The organism is Methanobacterium congolense, assembly GCF_900095295.1.
Classification (GTDB): Archaea; Methanobacteriota; Methanobacteria; order Methanobacteriales; family Methanobacteriaceae; genus Methanobacterium_C; species Methanobacterium_C congolense.
The window spans coordinates 1,472,890-1,488,789 of record NZ_LT607756.1 but is presented as its reverse complement, the minus strand read 5'-3'; the positions used below and the strand labels follow the sequence as shown (position 1 = coordinate 1,488,789).

21 protein-coding genes are annotated in these 15,900 nt (G+C 40.6%); 11 read left to right on the top strand and 10 right to left on the bottom strand.

Going from position 1 to position 15,900, the window contains the following annotated elements; genetic code table 11:
• Positions 1 to 2 precede the first annotated feature (2 nt).
• From MCBB_RS07080 to MCBB_RS07070, 3 genes are read left to right on the top strand one after another with little or no spacing between them, the layout of a single operon-like run.
• Positions 3 to 638, top strand: a complete 636-nt coding sequence (locus tag MCBB_RS07080; protein WP_071907106.1) for an Era-like GTP-binding protein — start codon at positions 3 to 5, stop codon at positions 636 to 638.
• A gap of 21 nt (positions 639 to 659) precedes the next feature.
• Positions 660 to 1,043 (top strand): DUF2073 domain-containing protein, encoded by a 384-nt coding sequence (locus MCBB_RS07075; protein ID WP_071907105.1) that lies wholly within the window; start codon positions 660 to 662, stop codon positions 1,041 to 1,043.
• On the top strand, positions 1,027 to 1,332 hold the full coding sequence (locus tag MCBB_RS07070) for a Zn-ribbon domain-containing protein (RefSeq protein WP_071907104.1): 306 nt from the start codon (positions 1,027 to 1,029) through the stop codon (positions 1,330 to 1,332). The genes MCBB_RS07075 and MCBB_RS07070 overlap by 17 nt, the downstream gene beginning before the upstream one ends.
• Before the next feature lie 474 nt (positions 1,333 to 1,806).
• On the opposite strand, the gene rqcH is transcribed toward MCBB_RS07070, so the two are convergent.
• Positions 1,807 to 3,786, bottom strand: coding sequence for a ribosome rescue protein RqcH (gene rqcH, locus MCBB_RS07065; protein ID WP_071907103.1), 1,980 nt, complete (start codon positions 3,784 to 3,786; stop codon positions 1,807 to 1,809).
• A gap of 166 nt (positions 3,787 to 3,952) precedes the next feature.
• Here rqcH and MCBB_RS07060 point away from each other — a divergent pair, with 166 nt between their 5' ends.
• Positions 3,953 to 4,258 (top strand): EMC6-like membrane protein, encoded by a 306-nt coding sequence (locus MCBB_RS07060; protein ID WP_331709789.1) that lies wholly within the window; start codon positions 3,953 to 3,955, stop codon positions 4,256 to 4,258.
• Positions 4,259 to 4,556: 298 nt separating this feature from the next.
• On the opposite strand, the gene MCBB_RS07055 is transcribed toward MCBB_RS07060, so the two are convergent.
• On the bottom strand, positions 4,557 to 6,380 hold the full coding sequence (locus tag MCBB_RS07055) for a DUF2070 family protein (protein WP_071907101.1): 1,824 nt from the start codon (positions 6,378 to 6,380) through the stop codon (positions 4,557 to 4,559).
• A 198-nt stretch (positions 6,381 to 6,578) separates the two neighbouring features.
• On the opposite strand from MCBB_RS07055, the gene MCBB_RS07050 reads away from it, so the two are divergent.
• Together MCBB_RS07050 and MCBB_RS07045 are read left to right on the top strand one after the other, a co-directional pair.
• Positions 6,579 to 7,115: a FumA C-terminus/TtdB family hydratase beta subunit gene (locus MCBB_RS07050; RefSeq protein WP_071907100.1), complete on the top strand. Its 537-nt coding sequence runs from the start codon at positions 6,579 to 6,581 to the stop codon at positions 7,113 to 7,115.
• Positions 7,093 to 8,010 carry a DUF6282 family protein gene (locus MCBB_RS07045; protein ID WP_231916327.1) on the top strand — a complete coding sequence of 306 codons (918 nt, stop codon included), beginning with the start codon at positions 7,093 to 7,095 and terminating at the stop codon, positions 8,008 to 8,010. Before MCBB_RS07050 ends, MCBB_RS07045 begins: the two co-directional genes overlap by 23 nt.
• Before the next feature lie 25 nt (positions 8,011 to 8,035).
• Here the strand turns inward: MCBB_RS07045 and csa3 are convergent, their stop codons facing one another.
• A complete protein-coding gene (csa3, locus tag MCBB_RS07040) occupies positions 8,036 to 8,629 on the bottom strand; it encodes a CRISPR-associated CARF protein Csa3 (RefSeq protein ID WP_071907099.1) in 594 nt (197 codons plus the stop codon).
• Between the two features lie 503 nt (positions 8,630 to 9,132).
• On the opposite strand from csa3, the gene MCBB_RS07035 reads away from it, so the two are divergent.
• From MCBB_RS07035 to MCBB_RS07020, 5 genes are all read left to right on the top strand, one after another.
• Positions 9,133 to 9,975 carry a methanogen output domain 1-containing protein gene (locus MCBB_RS07035; RefSeq protein WP_071907098.1) on the top strand — a complete coding sequence of 281 codons (843 nt, stop codon included), beginning with the start codon at positions 9,133 to 9,135 and terminating at the stop codon, positions 9,973 to 9,975.
• Between the two features lie 359 nt (positions 9,976 to 10,334).
• The gene (locus MCBB_RS07030) at positions 10,335 to 10,922 is read left to right on the top strand and encodes a hypothetical protein (protein ID WP_071907097.1); all 588 of its coding nucleotides are present in this window, start codon (positions 10,335 to 10,337) and stop codon (positions 10,920 to 10,922) included.
• Between the two features lie 105 nt (positions 10,923 to 11,027).
• Positions 11,028 to 11,162: a hypothetical protein gene (locus MCBB_RS12365; protein WP_269454985.1), complete on the top strand. Its 135-nt coding sequence runs from the start codon at positions 11,028 to 11,030 to the stop codon at positions 11,160 to 11,162.
• 160 nt (positions 11,163 to 11,322) lie between these two features.
• Positions 11,323 to 11,610 (top strand): helix-turn-helix domain-containing protein, encoded by a 288-nt coding sequence (locus MCBB_RS07025; protein ID WP_071907096.1) that lies wholly within the window; start codon positions 11,323 to 11,325, stop codon positions 11,608 to 11,610.
• 134 nt (positions 11,611 to 11,744) lie between these two features.
• Positions 11,745 to 12,185, top strand: coding sequence for a DUF2115 family protein (locus MCBB_RS07020; RefSeq protein ID WP_071907095.1), 441 nt, complete (start codon positions 11,745 to 11,747; stop codon positions 12,183 to 12,185).
• Positions 12,186 to 12,191: 6 nt separating this feature from the next.
• On the opposite strand, the gene MCBB_RS07015 is transcribed toward MCBB_RS07020, so the two are convergent.
• From MCBB_RS07015 to MCBB_RS06985, 7 genes are all read right to left on the bottom strand, one after another.
• On the bottom strand, positions 12,192 to 12,686 hold the full coding sequence (locus tag MCBB_RS07015) for an L-2-amino-thiazoline-4-carboxylic acid hydrolase (protein ID WP_171899106.1): 495 nt from the start codon (positions 12,684 to 12,686) through the stop codon (positions 12,192 to 12,194).
• Between the two features lie 30 nt (positions 12,687 to 12,716).
• The gene (locus MCBB_RS07010; RefSeq protein ID WP_071907093.1) at positions 12,717 to 13,262 is read right to left on the bottom strand and encodes a hypothetical protein; all 546 of its coding nucleotides are present in this window, start codon (positions 13,260 to 13,262) and stop codon (positions 12,717 to 12,719) included.
• A gap of 292 nt (positions 13,263 to 13,554) precedes the next feature.
• Positions 13,555 to 13,941 (bottom strand): roadblock/LC7 domain-containing protein, encoded by a 387-nt coding sequence (locus MCBB_RS07005; RefSeq protein WP_171899104.1) that lies wholly within the window; start codon positions 13,939 to 13,941, stop codon positions 13,555 to 13,557.
• Positions 13,942 to 13,958: 17 nt separating this feature from the next.
• Positions 13,959 to 14,351 (bottom strand): roadblock/LC7 domain-containing protein, encoded by a 393-nt coding sequence (locus MCBB_RS07000; RefSeq protein WP_071907091.1) that lies wholly within the window; start codon positions 14,349 to 14,351, stop codon positions 13,959 to 13,961.
• A 17-nt stretch (positions 14,352 to 14,368) separates the two neighbouring features.
• The gene (locus MCBB_RS06995; protein WP_145976024.1) at positions 14,369 to 14,878 is read right to left on the bottom strand and encodes a GTP-binding protein; all 510 of its coding nucleotides are present in this window, start codon (positions 14,876 to 14,878) and stop codon (positions 14,369 to 14,371) included.
• A 63-nt stretch (positions 14,879 to 14,941) separates the two neighbouring features.
• Positions 14,942 to 15,373 carry a hypothetical protein gene (locus tag MCBB_RS06990; protein WP_071907089.1) on the bottom strand — a complete coding sequence of 144 codons (432 nt, stop codon included), beginning with the start codon at positions 15,371 to 15,373 and terminating at the stop codon, positions 14,942 to 14,944.
• Positions 15,374 to 15,382: 9 nt separating this feature from the next.
• Positions 15,383 to 15,754 (bottom strand): roadblock/LC7 domain-containing protein, encoded by a 372-nt coding sequence (locus MCBB_RS06985; RefSeq protein WP_071907088.1) that lies wholly within the window; start codon positions 15,752 to 15,754, stop codon positions 15,383 to 15,385.
• Positions 15,755 to 15,900 lie beyond the last annotated feature (146 nt).

The following is a 15,900-nucleotide window of genomic DNA, read 5'->3' as shown; positions in this document are numbered from 1 at the left end:
GTATGCGGAAATTCTTCAGAAGAAAATTCTTCCAGGACATTCTGGACAAACTAATGGGAAAGGAAAGGAAACTCAAAATAGGATTCTACGGTCACCCAAATTCTGGTAAAACCACACTTGCCAATACCATGTCAAACGACTGGGTGGGAAAGCCCATAGGTCTTGTTTCAGAGATTCCACACGAAACAAGGAAGGTCTGCCGTCAGGAACAGGTCACAATAAAACAGGACGGAGTTGAACTGGACTTCGACATAGTGGACACACCAGGTATTGCAACCAAGATAGACTACAAGAACTTCCTGGAATTTGGACTCTCAGAGGCAGAGGCCAAGGAAAGGGCTAAGGAAGCAACCAAGGGAATAATAGAGGCAATAAAATGGTTGGATGATGTTACAGGTGTTCTTCTGGTTGTGGATGCAACCAAGGATCCACTGACCCAGGCCAACATAACCATCATAGGAAACCTTGAAGCCCGTAAAATACCCTTCGTGATAGTTGCCAACAAGATAGACCTTCCAGAATCATCCCCAGAACGTATATTCTCTGTATTCCCACAGCACAAGGTTGTGCCAATCTCAGCACTCCACGGTGAGAACACAGGGGACCTTTACCAGGCAATGGTGGAAACCTTCAGATAAAAACTCTTCGAGGTCAATAAAATGGATGATGTTAATATAAATGCTCTAAAAATGGATTTTCTATCCTCAGATGCACTCACATCCCACACGAGCATGGAAAAAGTATCCATGATAGTGGATAAAGTGAAAAATGGAGATCTTGTTGTGATAGAAGGGGGACTGGCCCCTGAAGAGGAAGCTGAACTCATAGAAACCACCATGAGGGAGATAGATGTTGAAAACTTCATGGGAATCGACATATACACCCTGGAAAAGGATGAAAAATCATTCTTCGGACTTTCAAAGCGTAAAACCATAGGCATAACCATAATAGGTCCTGCAAATGTTATGAAAACGGTTAAGAAGCGGTCCAATTTCCTTTCAATGATCGCGAATCTGGGTGATGCAGATGCATCGATGCATTAAATGCGGTGCAGAATACGAGGAAGACTCCAAAGACCTTATAATGAATGGATGCCCAGAATGCGGTAGTAAATACTTTGAGTACCGGCAAAAGGGTAAGGTCAAAGAGATCCATGAGATAAATGGAGATTCTGTTGAGACCATAATGGTCAGGGACAATGGTATCTACGAGGTGGATCTGCCATCCCTCATGAAGGAGGATTCCATAATAATCTCTGATGAGGAGGGAAAGTACCTCATAGACATCAATTTTCTTCTTAAAAAGCAGATGAAGGATAAGGAGAAGCTTTAGAAGATTTACATTATTAAATCTTTTTATTTTCGTTATTTTTTTATTTAAATTAATTTTAAATCTAACTTAAAAACTAATTTCAAAAGCTGATTTTAGAATAAATATGGTCTGAGGATTTAGATATTAACTTTAAACCCATATTTTGGACAAAAAAATAAAAAAAGAAAAGGGGAACATTATTTTTTTTTAGGTGTGCCTGTTTCTGGCATCGCCACGGTGTTGCCTGCTGCATACTTGTGCTACAGATCACTTCAACATTTTTTTAAAAATCAGTTGATCCCACTTGATAATTCAATCCATTAAACAATTAAATCCTATTTTTTATGTTTATATGTTTCTAATTATTCTAATTTTGATTATTTTAACAGATTTTCAATGGAATTAAACTTAATGGATCTAAAAAAAGAATTAATCCTTTAAAAAATTGTTTGAATCTTATTGAAGGGAAGTTTTTGCTGAAGAGTCAGAAAACCCCTACCTCTTCCACTTCAGACTCCTCTTATCCACAAAATCACATTTACCAGATGGAAGAACACGCACAACATCCTCAATGGATAGAACACCTTCGTTGTCGATCTTGTTCCTTATCTGACGGGCCATCTCCTCTTTCTTGGTGTAACCAGGTTTTATAACCGCGTAGTTATCGGTGTAGGCTGAAACTGCCTCTGGAGGACCTGCCATAACCCTTTCACCCTCGTAGTCCACGATACCCACTGCCACAAGGAGTGGAACACCTCTCATGTAGTTTCTGGAGCCCCTGATTATGAAGGCGCCCTTTGCAACGAACTCACCTGACTGGGGAGTTTTTGAGACCTGATCCGGGTGAACCCAGTAAACATCGTGGGTGCTGAAACCCTTCTGCCACGCACTGGAGAAGGATGCAGAGAAGGATGCAGCCTCAATGAGTGTTTCCTCTGATATCTCACCCTCACCTCCCTTAACAACAACGGAAGCAGCACCGTGTATGTCAGAGTGGAAGTAAACATCCCTGTTTTCAAGGTGCTTTTTAACAACCATCTCATTGGTTGTTGCATCTCTACCACCAATAACAAGGTTTCCATCGGATGATACGAACCATCGAAGTTTTTCAAACCATTTAAGTTCTTTCCTGACCCTTTTCTGGGGTACGAGAACCTTCTCCATGGCGATCTCCCTTTTGTTTTTTGCCTTGTCTATCTCTGCCTGGGTTTTTTCAATGGCTATGTTAACACCATTTATTTTCCTTTTGGCCTTTTTACCCTTGTTGTAATATTTCTCAGCGTTTTCAGGTATGCCTATGTTGGAGTCCACCTGAACCCTGACACCCTCAAGGTTTAAATCCATAACCCCCATTTTGTCCACAGCTTCAATGGATTCAAGACCTGCTGCTCCATGTTTCTTGGCCTTTTTAATGGTCGAGGAAACCTCTGCCCATGAGTAGTTCTTACGGGCTTCCATTATGGTGTTTATCATGTCCTGAACTTCATGGTAGTGGGCGTAGAGTGCATCCCCCTTTATTGTGGATTCCACAATTGTTTTCTTGAAGTTTTCAAGGGTTTCAAGCTGGATCTTCATCCTCTTCTCATACTTACCAATTTCACGGGCCCATATATCCTCATGAACCTTCTTGATGTCCTCACCAACCCTGCTGCTGTAGAATTCATCTGCAGCCTGGTTGTAGGTTTCAAAGGTTTTGGATTCAAAACCCTCGTATTTCCTAAGTTCGAGGGGTAGAACATCTTCCTTTTCACCTGAGATTATCCTTGGATGGAATGCATGGTCTTTGAGGGGTTGGAAAAGCTCTTGAAATGCATTGTAGATGGCTTCAAGTTCAGCTTCTTCCAGATCTGTAGCAGATTTCTTCTTGTCAACATCTGATCTTAGGACTATCTCCTCAGCGTAGAGACCTCCAAGTCCGCTTCCTGCAAGGGTTCTCACAACGTCACGATCAGAATCCATGAAAAGTTTTTTAATATCTTCTTTTTCAGCTTTCAATGGATTAAATTCGTTTTCTGGAGGATACTTGTATATCTCCTTTGAGGATATTTTCCTGTCCTGCCACAGCTTGCGTTTGAGTGGGAGTATGATGGTTCCCTCCTCATCAACGAGTATTATGTTGCCCTTGGAAAAGAGCTCCACAACCAGGGTGTAGCGGTGCTCCTTCTGAATGTCCAGCTCCATGATCCTGTCGAAATGGTGCTGCCTCACATCGGTTATTGTACCTCCCTTGAGATGTTTTCGAAGCAGCATGGGAAATGATGGTGGGATCTTGGGGTTTTCTGGAGGGTACTGGGTTGTGTGCACCCTCGTACCTGCCTGGAAGACAACGTCAGTCCTACCTTTACCTGGTATGTGGAATCTGATAAGCACAGTGTCTTTGGTGGGTTGGTAAGCTTTATCAACCCTTGCATCCTTTAATGTATCTTTAAGTTCGGTGCAGATAGCGTAAACATCAACGTTTGACATGGTTTTCATTGAAAAACACCTTGAATTGTGGATAAAAAAATTTTTTTAACATTTAACAACTTTTTATTATGGGATAAAACATAACTTTAAAACATATGGAGTTTAAAACTTCTTCTTAAACACTTTTTAAATTTACATCAGATTGTATATTTGTGCTCAATAGTTAAATAATGAAATGGATGAGGTAAAAAATATGGACGTGGATGCTAAAGTAACAGCGGTACATGCAGTGGCTGCAATAATTGCAGGATATGCATCATATGCATTATCAAGCGGATTAATAGGTGCCCTTGGCAAAAATGAAGTTCTTGCAGTTTTAATAGGTCTTATAATTCTTTACATATCTGGTAACATCTCCGAGAGACTCTTCGGGAAGGAAGAGGTTGGAGGATTCAAGGGATGGCTGTGGAGTGGAATTGTACCCTTCTTCTTCCTCTGGATGCTGGTTTGGGTTGTTTTCTACAACTTCTCAATCATGTAAAACCCAATCTACCTTTTTTTAATTTTTTTAATTTTTAAAACTTCATTTTTAAAGATAACTTAATTTTATAAAGCTATTTTTAATTCAAAGATCCTTTTTAATATAACTTCATTTTTTAAGATCTTCTTTAAGATAAACCTCTCTTTAAAGATCTTTTTTAAGGTAGCAACGTTTTTTTAAGACCTTCAAAATTCAATCTTTTGATCTTCTTTTTTTCAAGATATACATAAAAAAATAATTAATTTTTAAAATAATTGGTTTCCTTTTTTTGGGGGAGGTGTAAACAGTTTTTTATCCTTCACAGCGCCCAATAGAATATCCACAGGAATGCAAAGAGGAAGGCGAAGATGAACATGAGGGGTGCGAAGATCCTGCTCACAGCCACGATGGAACTGATGGTTGTAACGAGCTCTGTTGAGTGCAGGGGCCCCATGGTCTTGATACCCTCAATCTTGGCCACATCTGAGGCCACCTCAACATCCTCAATATCATCTAGGGCATCCTTTGTACACTGAACGATGGCAGCGATTATTTCATCACCTTTGTGGGTACCCACGGGGTTGTGGCCGCCTGAGAGGGTGTTAACGAAGTGGGTGTCTGTTGTCATGACCTCCATGTTCTGGACGTCCAGATCAGCAAGGGCGTCCATGATCCTTGCCCTGAAGCCTATCTTCATGTTGTTGGAGTCCAGGACTATGTAAGCGGTTCTTTCACCTCCAACCTCAACCACCATAACCTTCAAACCACTCTGTCCCACACCATCATCCTTACTTATTTCAACCAGGGGGTTGTGTGCACATCCAATCCTCAGGGGCTGATCCTTGTCCATTTTTGGAAGTTTTTCAACTGCCTCCATTAACTCGAAGACCTCCCTGTTACCTGGGAGTATCCTTCCACCCTCTCCCTTGAAGGAGTTGTGACAGTCAACCAGAACAACGTTCTCTGCCCCTGTAACTGCCTTTGCAAGGTTTGAAACAGCCAGTCCAACACCGAAGTCTATGTCATCGAAGCCCTGGGGTGCAAAGGTTGCAAGAAGGAGCAGTGTATCGTTGAAGTACTGGGCGCCTATACGTGCGTTACCACTTTGAACCCGGATGAATTTGCTTGCACGCGGTGCGTAACTGGCAGTTTTCAGGGAATCCTTAACAACACCCTCAAGCTTCTTAACCTCCCTTCCAGAAACAGGGTTGAAGTCGTGGGTTGATGGGCCGTGTGAAACCATTGTGAAGACATCGAAGCTTTCTGCAATCTCAGTTGGCATGTTACCCCCACCTATGTTACCAACAGGTCCGGGGTGTACTCCAGGGGTTATGAAAACAGCCTTCATACCCTCTTTTCCCTTGAAACTTATAACACCGGTTAAGGTGTCTATTGCCTCACCAATATCCTCGAAGATGCCCTCAAGTGCCTTTGACCCCTCCGTGGTGTGGGCAAGAAACAGGCTCAGAAGTTCAAGCCCACCAACTCCAAGGTTTCTCTTCATTGGAGATTCAATGATGGTCACGAAGGAGTAGATTGCAGCCACCAGTATTAAAGATGCAATGATGATCTTGAAAAGGAGTGGGATTATGCTGAAGTAACCTATGTTGGTTGTGAAGCTTGTGAGGGAAACCAGCACTATGACCATGGATATGATCAGGGCAGGTTGGGTTGCAGCTGCAGGTATGGACTTCAAAAGACTGATATTGGAGGTTGACCAGAGCACTATGGTCCTAATTGCAAATATAACAGCACATCCAAATATCAATGCATCGATGGTGTAGTTGTAGACTGTGAATGAGGATATAAGACTTCCAACAACGTAGATAAGGGCAACTATGAACATTGAAACCAGGGATAGGAACATGGACTGCTTCATCTTCATGTGCCTGCCCTCAAGGGCGTTGATCATGGGCTGGGTCATTGCCCCTGCCATCATGGACATCAAACCGAACATGAGAAATCCTGAAGCACCCCCGTAGATTATACTGTAGAGTATGGAATCCCCTGCTGCTGGGTGTATCAGAGAAGCTGCAGCTCCTGTAATGAAACTTATAAAGAGCATGGATAGAACTGAAAAATTGTTTGATGGAAGACTTACCATGTACTTGCTGAGACCTACTACCTTATCCTGTGCTGACATAAAAACGATACCTCTAAAAAAATCATTGTAATTCTTATTATCCAATCAGTTGCAGTGATGGAATTCTATACCCACCAAAATTGCAAATGATTTTATTTGTAATGAAGTTGAATATCTATATTATTACACCATGGTTTATAATGATATTTATTGTGTTTTCATATTAAACCATGCACACACAAAAAAGGTGAACTAAAAATGAGTATTAAGCTTCAAACACCCCTATCAACTGATGAAACAAAGAAACTCCAGGTTGGAGATACCGTGTACATTTCTGGAAGAATATTCACAGCCCGTGACAGTGCACACAAACGCATAGTTGAGGACGGAGCTCCTGTGGAACTTGAGGGAGAGGTCATATTCCATGCAGGCCCCATAATCAGAAAATCCGGGGACGACTATGAGATGGTTGCAGTGGGACCCACAACCAGCACCAGAATGAACCCCTACGAACCCCAGGTCATAAGGTTGGGAGTTGGTGCCATAGTTGGAAAGGGAGGTATGGATGAAGCCACATCAGAGGCACTCCAGGACACAGGATCCGTTTACATGACCGCTGTTGGTGGATGTGCAGCCCTCTACGTGAAATCTGTTGAAAAGATAAGGAGTGTTAACTGGCTGGATCTCGGGGTTCCAGAGGCAATGTGGGAACTTGAAGTCAAGGAATTTGGACCCTTGATAGTTACAATGGACTCCCAGGGAAGAAACCTTTATGACGAAGTTAAAAAAGCTTGAATTCGGAGTTACTCTAGAAGAAACATGTAATACAGAATCAGGGCCATGTTTAAGCTTTGAAGATTCAGAGAATTGCATTACTGGTGCTGAATCCTTTGAAGATGTTCTTTTATCCTTTGATCTCAAGGGATTCATAGACACCCACATCCACACAGCCCCTGATGTTAAACCAAGGCTTTTGAACGATATTGAGGCAGCAGAGGATGCAAAGTTAAATGGTATGCGAGCAATAGTCCTGAAATCCCACCTCGAACCAACAGCAGGCCGTGCAGGAATAGCAGAAAAGGCAACAGGATTCAGGGTACTTGGTGGTGTCTGTTTGAATAAAAGTGTTGGGGGACTCAACGTAGATGCAGTTAAAACCTCAGCACGTATGGGAGGTAAAATGGTCTGGCTTCCAACGGTATCATACACTGAAACCTTTATGGACTGGGAGAAACTTGAATCCATCATCAACACCATCTGCCAGGAGGACATGGTCCTTGCAACTGGACATTTAAAACCCCACGATATATTCCAGGTCATTGACATGGCAATGAGTGCAGGGTTGAAACGTGTTCTTGTGAACCATCCCATGACAGGTGTTGTTGGTGCCTCCCTGGATGAGCAGAGGGAGATGTCACGCCATGCCTACCTTGAACACTGTTTCGTTGCATGCATGCCTGAACATGACTGTCTTGACCCTGCAGCAATTGCAGAAGCAGTTAGGCACGTTGGATCATCACGGTGCGTGATGGCAACTGATTTTGGTCAAAAACACAATCCATCCCCATCAACTGGAATGAGGATATTCGTAAAAAATATGTTGGAACAGGGACTTTCCATGGAGGATGTTCACACCATGTGCATTAAAAATCCCTCGAAACTTTTAGGGAATTCCCCAATAAAACCCTAAAAAATAATTTCAAAAACAAGCTAATTCATATGACTGCAAGTTCTCCTGCAGTTGTTATTTCAAGTTTATCCGGTGCTATAAAGCCCATTTCCCTGAGTTCTCTTATGTGATTGTAGGTCATTCCCCTGCTTATCCCTATTTTTATTGCAAGGTTCTTAACTGAAATATCACCCTTCTTGAGTTCCTCAAGCACCATGAGTTTGGTTTCAGATATTCCAAAGTTCAGTATTGGAAGGTCAAGCACCTGTTTATCTTCTTCTGTAACGTAAACTATTCTCTCTATCATCTTATGCCTGGCGTAACACCCGAAAAGAGCTCCAAGAGCCTGGGGTTTTCTTCCACCACTTATGTTCACAACTATCTTCCTACCCTGGGCAGCTTCCTGCTCGATAACATCAACCGTGTCCTTGGCTATTCTCACAACTTCGTAGAGACTGGTTATTTTGGTCTCTATGTCTATGAACTTTCCAAGGGTTTCAGCCAGTGTTTCCTCAACCTTGAGCTTGTCCTTCGGGGCATCTTCTTCCCTTAAAAGAACAACCTTCTTTGGGGAGAAGTTAGTTATACAGAACATAACAGGTTCTATTGCATAGATCGTTGATATCAACGTGTAATCCATTGTATCACACTCACTCTTTTTTTCATAATCAAATAATTCAGACCCTATGGATCCACATACATTCTAAAAAAGTTCCATGTTCCTTGAACAATTCCTTTCCTTTATTGTTCTTATGGTGCATCATTAATATATGTTTTGTTAAATCGTGGCCAGTAGAGAATATTATTTTATTCATGTACTCTGAATATGTCACTTTTTGAGTTAACATGTCTCCTCAAGTGCTTTTTTTGAGCATGTGGGATTCCCAGTACATGGAACTGGATCTGTAAATGAGAAATATGTACATTTATATATGTGATATTACTAATATTTCTTTTGGTAAACAATTTCCATTCCTTAAGGTGATCTTCACAAAAAATATATAATACCTTATTATATGCTAATAATAGTGGATATGAATAGAAAGTTACATGTTAATGTATATGAATAAAAATGTATGAATAAAAGTAATTCACATTGAAAAGACTCTGACAGTTGCTTTTTAGTTAATGGAGAGGTTTTAATTGGACAAGACACGGGTACTGATAATTGAAGATGAGAGTATAACCGCCCTGGAGATTCAGAAGAAGCTTGAAACGTGGGGGTACCACGTTGTTGGAGTGGCAGGATCTGGAGAGGATGCAATTGAAATTGCCAGGGAAAACAAGCTGGATCTCATCCTTGCAGACATCATACTCAAGGGGGACATGGACGGTGTGGAGGCAATAGAACATATCTACGAGATAACCGATGCCCCGGTCATATACCTCACAGCCCATGCAGATGAGAAGACCTTTGAAAGGGCCAAGGAAACCAAACCTGCGGGCTACGTTATAAAGCCCTACGATGAGAAGGAACTTGCCTTCAACATGGAGATAGCCCTCTACAATAGGAAGGTCAAATCCCGGGTGGAAGAATCAGAGGAACGCCTCAAAGGTCTGAACCAGTTCATGCTCATATCATCAAAGGCAATGACCTCAAGCATGCGAATAGAGGATACAGCAGGATTTTTAAAGGAATTTGCAAGGTTCTTCCAGAGCAACGTCCATCCAAGGTTCAGGAAGGAACTGCTAGCTGAAAACTCCATGCGCAGTGATGAGGAACTCCTTGAAGATTACCTGAAATGGCTCCACCAGTTCTTCAAAAACTTGGGCTACAAAGTGGATACCAAGGATGATTCCCTCTTGGTGAACAGATGCTTCTGGGGCACCCACAAGGGCGATAATAAAACCTTCTGTTTGATGTGCAAGGCCATAACCGAGCTGAGCTTCAAATGGACAGGACTGCCTGGACGCGTGAGGCATGATTCAGGGGTTGGGTTGAATTCTCCTACTTGTGTGTTTACGTTTGGGGATGAGGAGGAATAGGGGTTGTTTAGGAAGATTTAAACTTTTATAAACTTTTTCTTTAACAAGCCCTCTTTTAGCTTAAATAATTTATAGCTTTTTAATATTTTTTTATTTTAAGATTCAAAAATACGTAATTTTCGATAAATTCTATTTTAAAGTTTTATTTTTAAAAAAGATCTTTTATTAATTATTTTTTAAAATTTGTTCTTAGAAATAATTTTTTCTTCAGTAGAACGTGGCTTATTCACACTCTTCAACAAATCCCTCACAACCTTTTATGTTTTTTCAAAAGAATCAATTGCTCAACATTATATATGGCTCTGGGTATAATAGACCAATCAACAGGAATCACTCTACTTAAGTTGAGGTGTGATGTTATGGAAAGCTACGATATCTTAACTCATAAAATAAAAAAAGCTCTAGAAAACATCGATAAGAATTATATAAAGATCTCTCAGAGGATATATGGGCAGGAGTATCTTAACCCTCTCTACTTTCAGGAAAAACAATTTGCATATGAATTTTATCATCAGTATCGTAAGTTTTATCATGAAAATTCCATAAAGGACCTGGCTTTACAGGCTGAAGTGAATAAGAGGTACAAGAATAATCCAGATTGTCAGAGGATTCCCGATTTTATTCTCCATATCTTTGATTCCAGTGACAACGATATTGCAGTCATAGGATTTCAGCGTGCCCTCGTTAATGGACATTCCAATGCTCCCGGGATCAAAAGGGATCTGGATAATCTGGTTGAATTTAAAAGAACTTCAAAATTACGACATAAAAAGGGGTTTGAAGTTGTTATAGGAACTGCAGATGAAATCAACTCCCAAAAAGAGGAAATAGATTCAATGGACCGTGGAGAAGAACTTCTAGTAATGTGGTTTGATACAGGTGCATGGAAGGTTGAAGTAGACGAGATCCTATGGGATAAATCGATTCAAGGTTTACGAACTCGTTAAATCCATTAAAATTATCAAAAGATCATTTAAAATAAAATCATAATATAAACAAGATAGTATAAGTAAATAAAACCCTAAATCAAAAAAACCAGAAGGCCCCTAAAAATGGATGACTGGAAAGAGATCCACAGCCTTGCAGACAAGAGCAGGAAAAGGGAGAAGAAAGATAAGGAATCTGGAGAACTTAAAAAGTTCATTAAGAGTTTCCTTTGGAGCTTCAGGTTCTTTGGAAAGCCGTGAAATCCTTCCAATTTTTATCAAAAACTTCTTTGTTAGCGGGTTCAATCATCTGAAAATTAATAATATTTATATTGGATGTATGTCTTAATAATTTTGAATGTCATGAATTGATTAAATGTCTTGAATTGAAGATCTCGATACCTTACATGGAGATGGTACAGTGACCGTGGTTTTAAGGGAATTACTTGGAGACTCCACGAAATTAAGCGTCCTTGAAGAACTCATCGAACGCTGGGGAGAACCTTTAACAGTTGATGAGATAGCAAGTATATCTGAAGTGCCTGTGGATGTTGCTCGGGATCATCTCAGGGAACTTGAGGCTATAGGAATAGTTGTTGCATCTGATGAAAAGTACACCCTCAACAAGAGGGATGAACGTGCAAAAGCACTCCAGATCCTTGAAAATGAGGAGTACGTTCGCATAGCTGAGAATTCACTGAAGAGTTGAGAATCCTTTTACAAAAAAGCAATCATCAATAGAATCAACCAATCCCATTTGTAAATTCCTCTGTAGAACGTCATATTTTTTTTAAATCCACTTTTTTACAGGACTTTAAAAGAAGAATAAAAGGAAAATTAATAATGAAAACTTCAGAACTACTTCTAAAACTCAAGAAAGAGGTAGAACGCTACAAAGAGATTGTTAAAGCTCCAGAAAAAACTGATAATTCAATAAATTCCATTATGTCGCGTTACAACTATGAGAACTTCCAGGAGATACTCACTTCATCAATCAACCGCGAAGATGAAGATGTTGATGATTTCATGGTAGAAGATCTCAAGATGAGAATCGACCACTACTTTTCACTTTACGCCCCAGAAGATAAATCCTTCAGGGAATTCATAAAGATCATATCAACCTACCTGGTTTTCGTTGCAAAGAAGCCTCTGCACCCGCCAGGAACTGTTTTTAAGGATGGATATAGGGTTTACAAAGGGAAGGATAGGTACATTTGCACAGGGAAGAGGAAGTTCATGGCAGAAGAGCTTTCCCTGTGCAGGTACTGCATCTGTAGATTTTAATCTCCTTTATTTTTCCTCAATAATGCTTTCACAGTATTCATCACCCATGCACATTCGTTTGGTGGTGTGCTGTGTGTAGTTGGGGTTCAGTGACTCCACAGCATATTTGTTAAAGGCTTTACATGCAATACATGGTCCTGAAGCAGGTAAATTCTGTTTTTTGCTACTTTTAAATACTGGGCAGCTGGTTACTCTATCAACCACCCTGTTTTTATCAGATTCTACAGTTTCTATTTTAAATCCAGGTCCAAGTATTATACCTGAAACAATTCCCAGTGCATCGTTCACCTGCTGGGCATTTCCATGTGGAAGTCCGAGTGAATCTGCAACGTCCTTAACCTGTCTTCCTCCCTGTGCCCAGATTGCTTCAACCACATCCTCAACCATTCTTTCGTTCAATATGTTTTGAAAGGCCCTGGCATAACCCTGTCTCATGTCTGTTGATGATCTGGTTGCAATGTCCCAGCGCACTTTCATTGGTATGTCCTCAATACTTACCATCTGCATCGCCTCTACTTTGCAGTACTGTTTTTAATCTCCTTCCTCTTCATGGTATCCTGCTGGAGCTGCTTCCAGTGTTATTCCATGTTTCTTCTCAATAACTGATTCACAGTAGTCATCACCAAGACACATCCTCTTGTTGAAGTTCATGGTGTAGTTTGGATTTAAAGATTCAATTGCAGCTTCGTTAAAGGCTCTACATGGTCTGCAAACAGATTCTGTTGGAAATCCTGCTTCCTTTGCCTGGCTGCATGTGGAACATTTATCTACTCTGTCCACAACCCTTTCGGGGTTTGATTCAACGACCTTTGCCTCAACTCCCGGCATGACTATTTCTCCAATCACGTTCCAAGCATTTTCAATTTCCTGGGCGTTGCCTGTTGGAATTCCAAGGGAACTTGCTATATCACCTATTCCTTTTCCGCCCTCTGTCCAGACAGCTTCGTCCAATTCCTCTGCAACCTTCTCATTCAGGAACTTGCGCATTGCAGCGCTGTAGCCCATGGCCAGACCCATGGATGATCTGGTTGCAATTTCCCATTTAACCTCTGCAGGTATATCATCCACATTCAACATTCCCATCACCTCTATGTATAAGTAAGTTGTAGATGTAAGAAGTAATTTACCCATTGTATGATTTCAATGCTTCGTTACCTCATATACTTGAATAGATATCACAAACCCCTTGAAAGATTTGGGCTACCTTTAAAATCATCATCGGGAAGGGAGTTTCTGAGAGCATAAGATCAGGATCATTTAAATTGTCAGTAGAAAATAAGATGTGTTGAATTATGGAAAAAACAGGGATATCATATTCAAAAATAAGTTGAAACACGGGATATCCTATTAAAAGAATTCAAAAATATATTCATGGAATGGTTTTACCGTAGGCTTCATCCAGTATGGCTTGAACCTTTTTTATGGCCATTTTAATACGTATGAATATCATGCCAACGTTCTCATCAGCACCTATAGCACAGACCAGTGCAATGTCCCCTGATCCAGATATGATGATGTTTATATCATTTCCATTGACCATTATCAACTTTAGATCGTCACCTGCAACTTCTTTAAGGGTTCTTTTTCCAAGTTCCAAGAGTGATGCAGACATTGCAGATATTCTGTGGCTGCTGGTACTTGGAACATGGGAACAGATTATGAGACCATCCTTTCTGATGACGTAAGATTCCCTTATGTCTGACTTCCCGTGCATTTCATCTAAAACACGTTTTATTCTATTAGAAATAGCTTCCATTTTCATCAATCTTTTTTTTAACCACTGGCCACTGGTTGAATAAGGTTCCGAAGATTTTCTGCAGCTTTCTTGAGTGTCAGTCTGATCAGTCCAATGTTAACACTGTCGTCTGTAAGCACAACTATGGCATGGTTGTGCCCTATTTCCTCTATGATTATCTTACCGAAATCAGTTTCAACTATGAGTTTTTCAGCTATTCCAAAGTTTATGTTCTTGACCATTTCGGTGATTGCACCTAAAACTGCTGCACTGGTGGCACTGATTATAACTCCCTCTTGATCTATTTCTCCAACCGGCATACCATCCATGGTGGCAAGAACACAATTTTTAACACCTCTAATACGCATTAAAGGCTTTAAAACATCTTTAAAATCAGAATTCTTTTTATCAATACCATTGTAGTTCATCATAAACTGCTCACGCCTAATCATTTATTATTAATATCTGTTATTTTATTTATAAGTGTATTCATCACAGTATCAAGATTCTGCTTTATAACTGATGATGTATTTATTATTGGAACGTCATCTGAAAGTTTTAACTCTTCCCTCACAAGTTCAGGAGGCAGATGAACGAGGTCATCCTTGTTGGTTGCAACCACGTAGGGTACCTTGTAGTTGTCTATGAATTCTATGAGTTCCTTGTCAACTGGGGATATACCAACTGTTGAATCAATTAAAAATATGGCTCCATGCATACCTGTTGCGATGGTGGGCCACATGAATGAAAATCTTCTGTGTCCTGGTGTTGCAAAGAGCTGAATGAAGTAATCCTCATGATCCAGCTGCACGAAGTCGAAACTGTTGGTTATTCTTCCGTACTCCCCCTTGATAAGAAGCTCCTTTCCACTCAGGGTTTCAACGAAGGTGGTTTTACCTGCATCCAGGGCACCAAAAACAACGATCTTCAGCATGCTTTTTGTTTTGTTTGTTTCCATTTTTTTTTCATCCACAGATTTCTTAAAAAAAATATTTTATGAGTTTTTCCCCATAAAATTGGATTAAATCCTTTTTATATGTGCGTGGCAGTTACCCGGTTCGTCCCTTTCCCTTTCCACGTCGTACATGTTTCCTGTTGCATGTTCTAATGCAACCATGGACAGGTTGAAGAACAGGCAGGAGTGTTCCTCTGGTATATTGTGGGCATCCATGTAATCTGCAATTCCCACAGCTGAGCAGCCTTCAACCTTCACGATTGCTTCTCCATCTTCTATGGTGTAGTTCATGCTGCTCACGGAATTGAATTCTTCGAAGTATTCTTTAACAGAGTTCAGACTGGCTTCTGGTGTGCTCAGATCCTTTCCAGCTGCCACAAGCATTTCGTAGAATGTCTCTGCGCCCTGTCTCCACAGTGCTGTGCACCCGGTTCCCATGGTGTTCCAGAGGGCTTCCATAAGTCCTGTTGTAACTATTGTTTTTGGGTCACTTTCCATTTTTGTCACTTACTCCATTGCTTTTGCTATTGATTCGGATGTTCTTTCGATTTCCATTAGGACTAGTCCTAGGTTTACTTCTTTTGGGGATAGTACTGCTAGGATTCCTTTGGTTCCTGCGAATGAGAAGGTTGCTTTTCCTGTGCTTCCTTCGATTATTATTTCGTTTAGGTCTCCTCTGCTTAGTTCGTCGCAGGTTCTCTGTGATGTACCTACGATTGCTGCTCCCATTGCTGCTAGTCTTTTTTCGTCTGTGTCCTGTGATAGTACTGATGCTATCATTAATCCGTCTGGTCTTAGTAGTGCTGCTCCAGTAACGTCTCCTGGTGCTCTTTCAAGTAGTTCATTCAGTATTCTGCCAACATCTTCACGAATTCCCATAAATCATCTCTCCTTATATTGGGTTTAATCTTTTTCATCCCATGCAATCCCTTATTAAAACGCTGCGATCATGAGATTAATCATGATTAATAATTTAAAATCATAATGAACTAAAATTATGATTGATATATCTCTTTACCACCTTA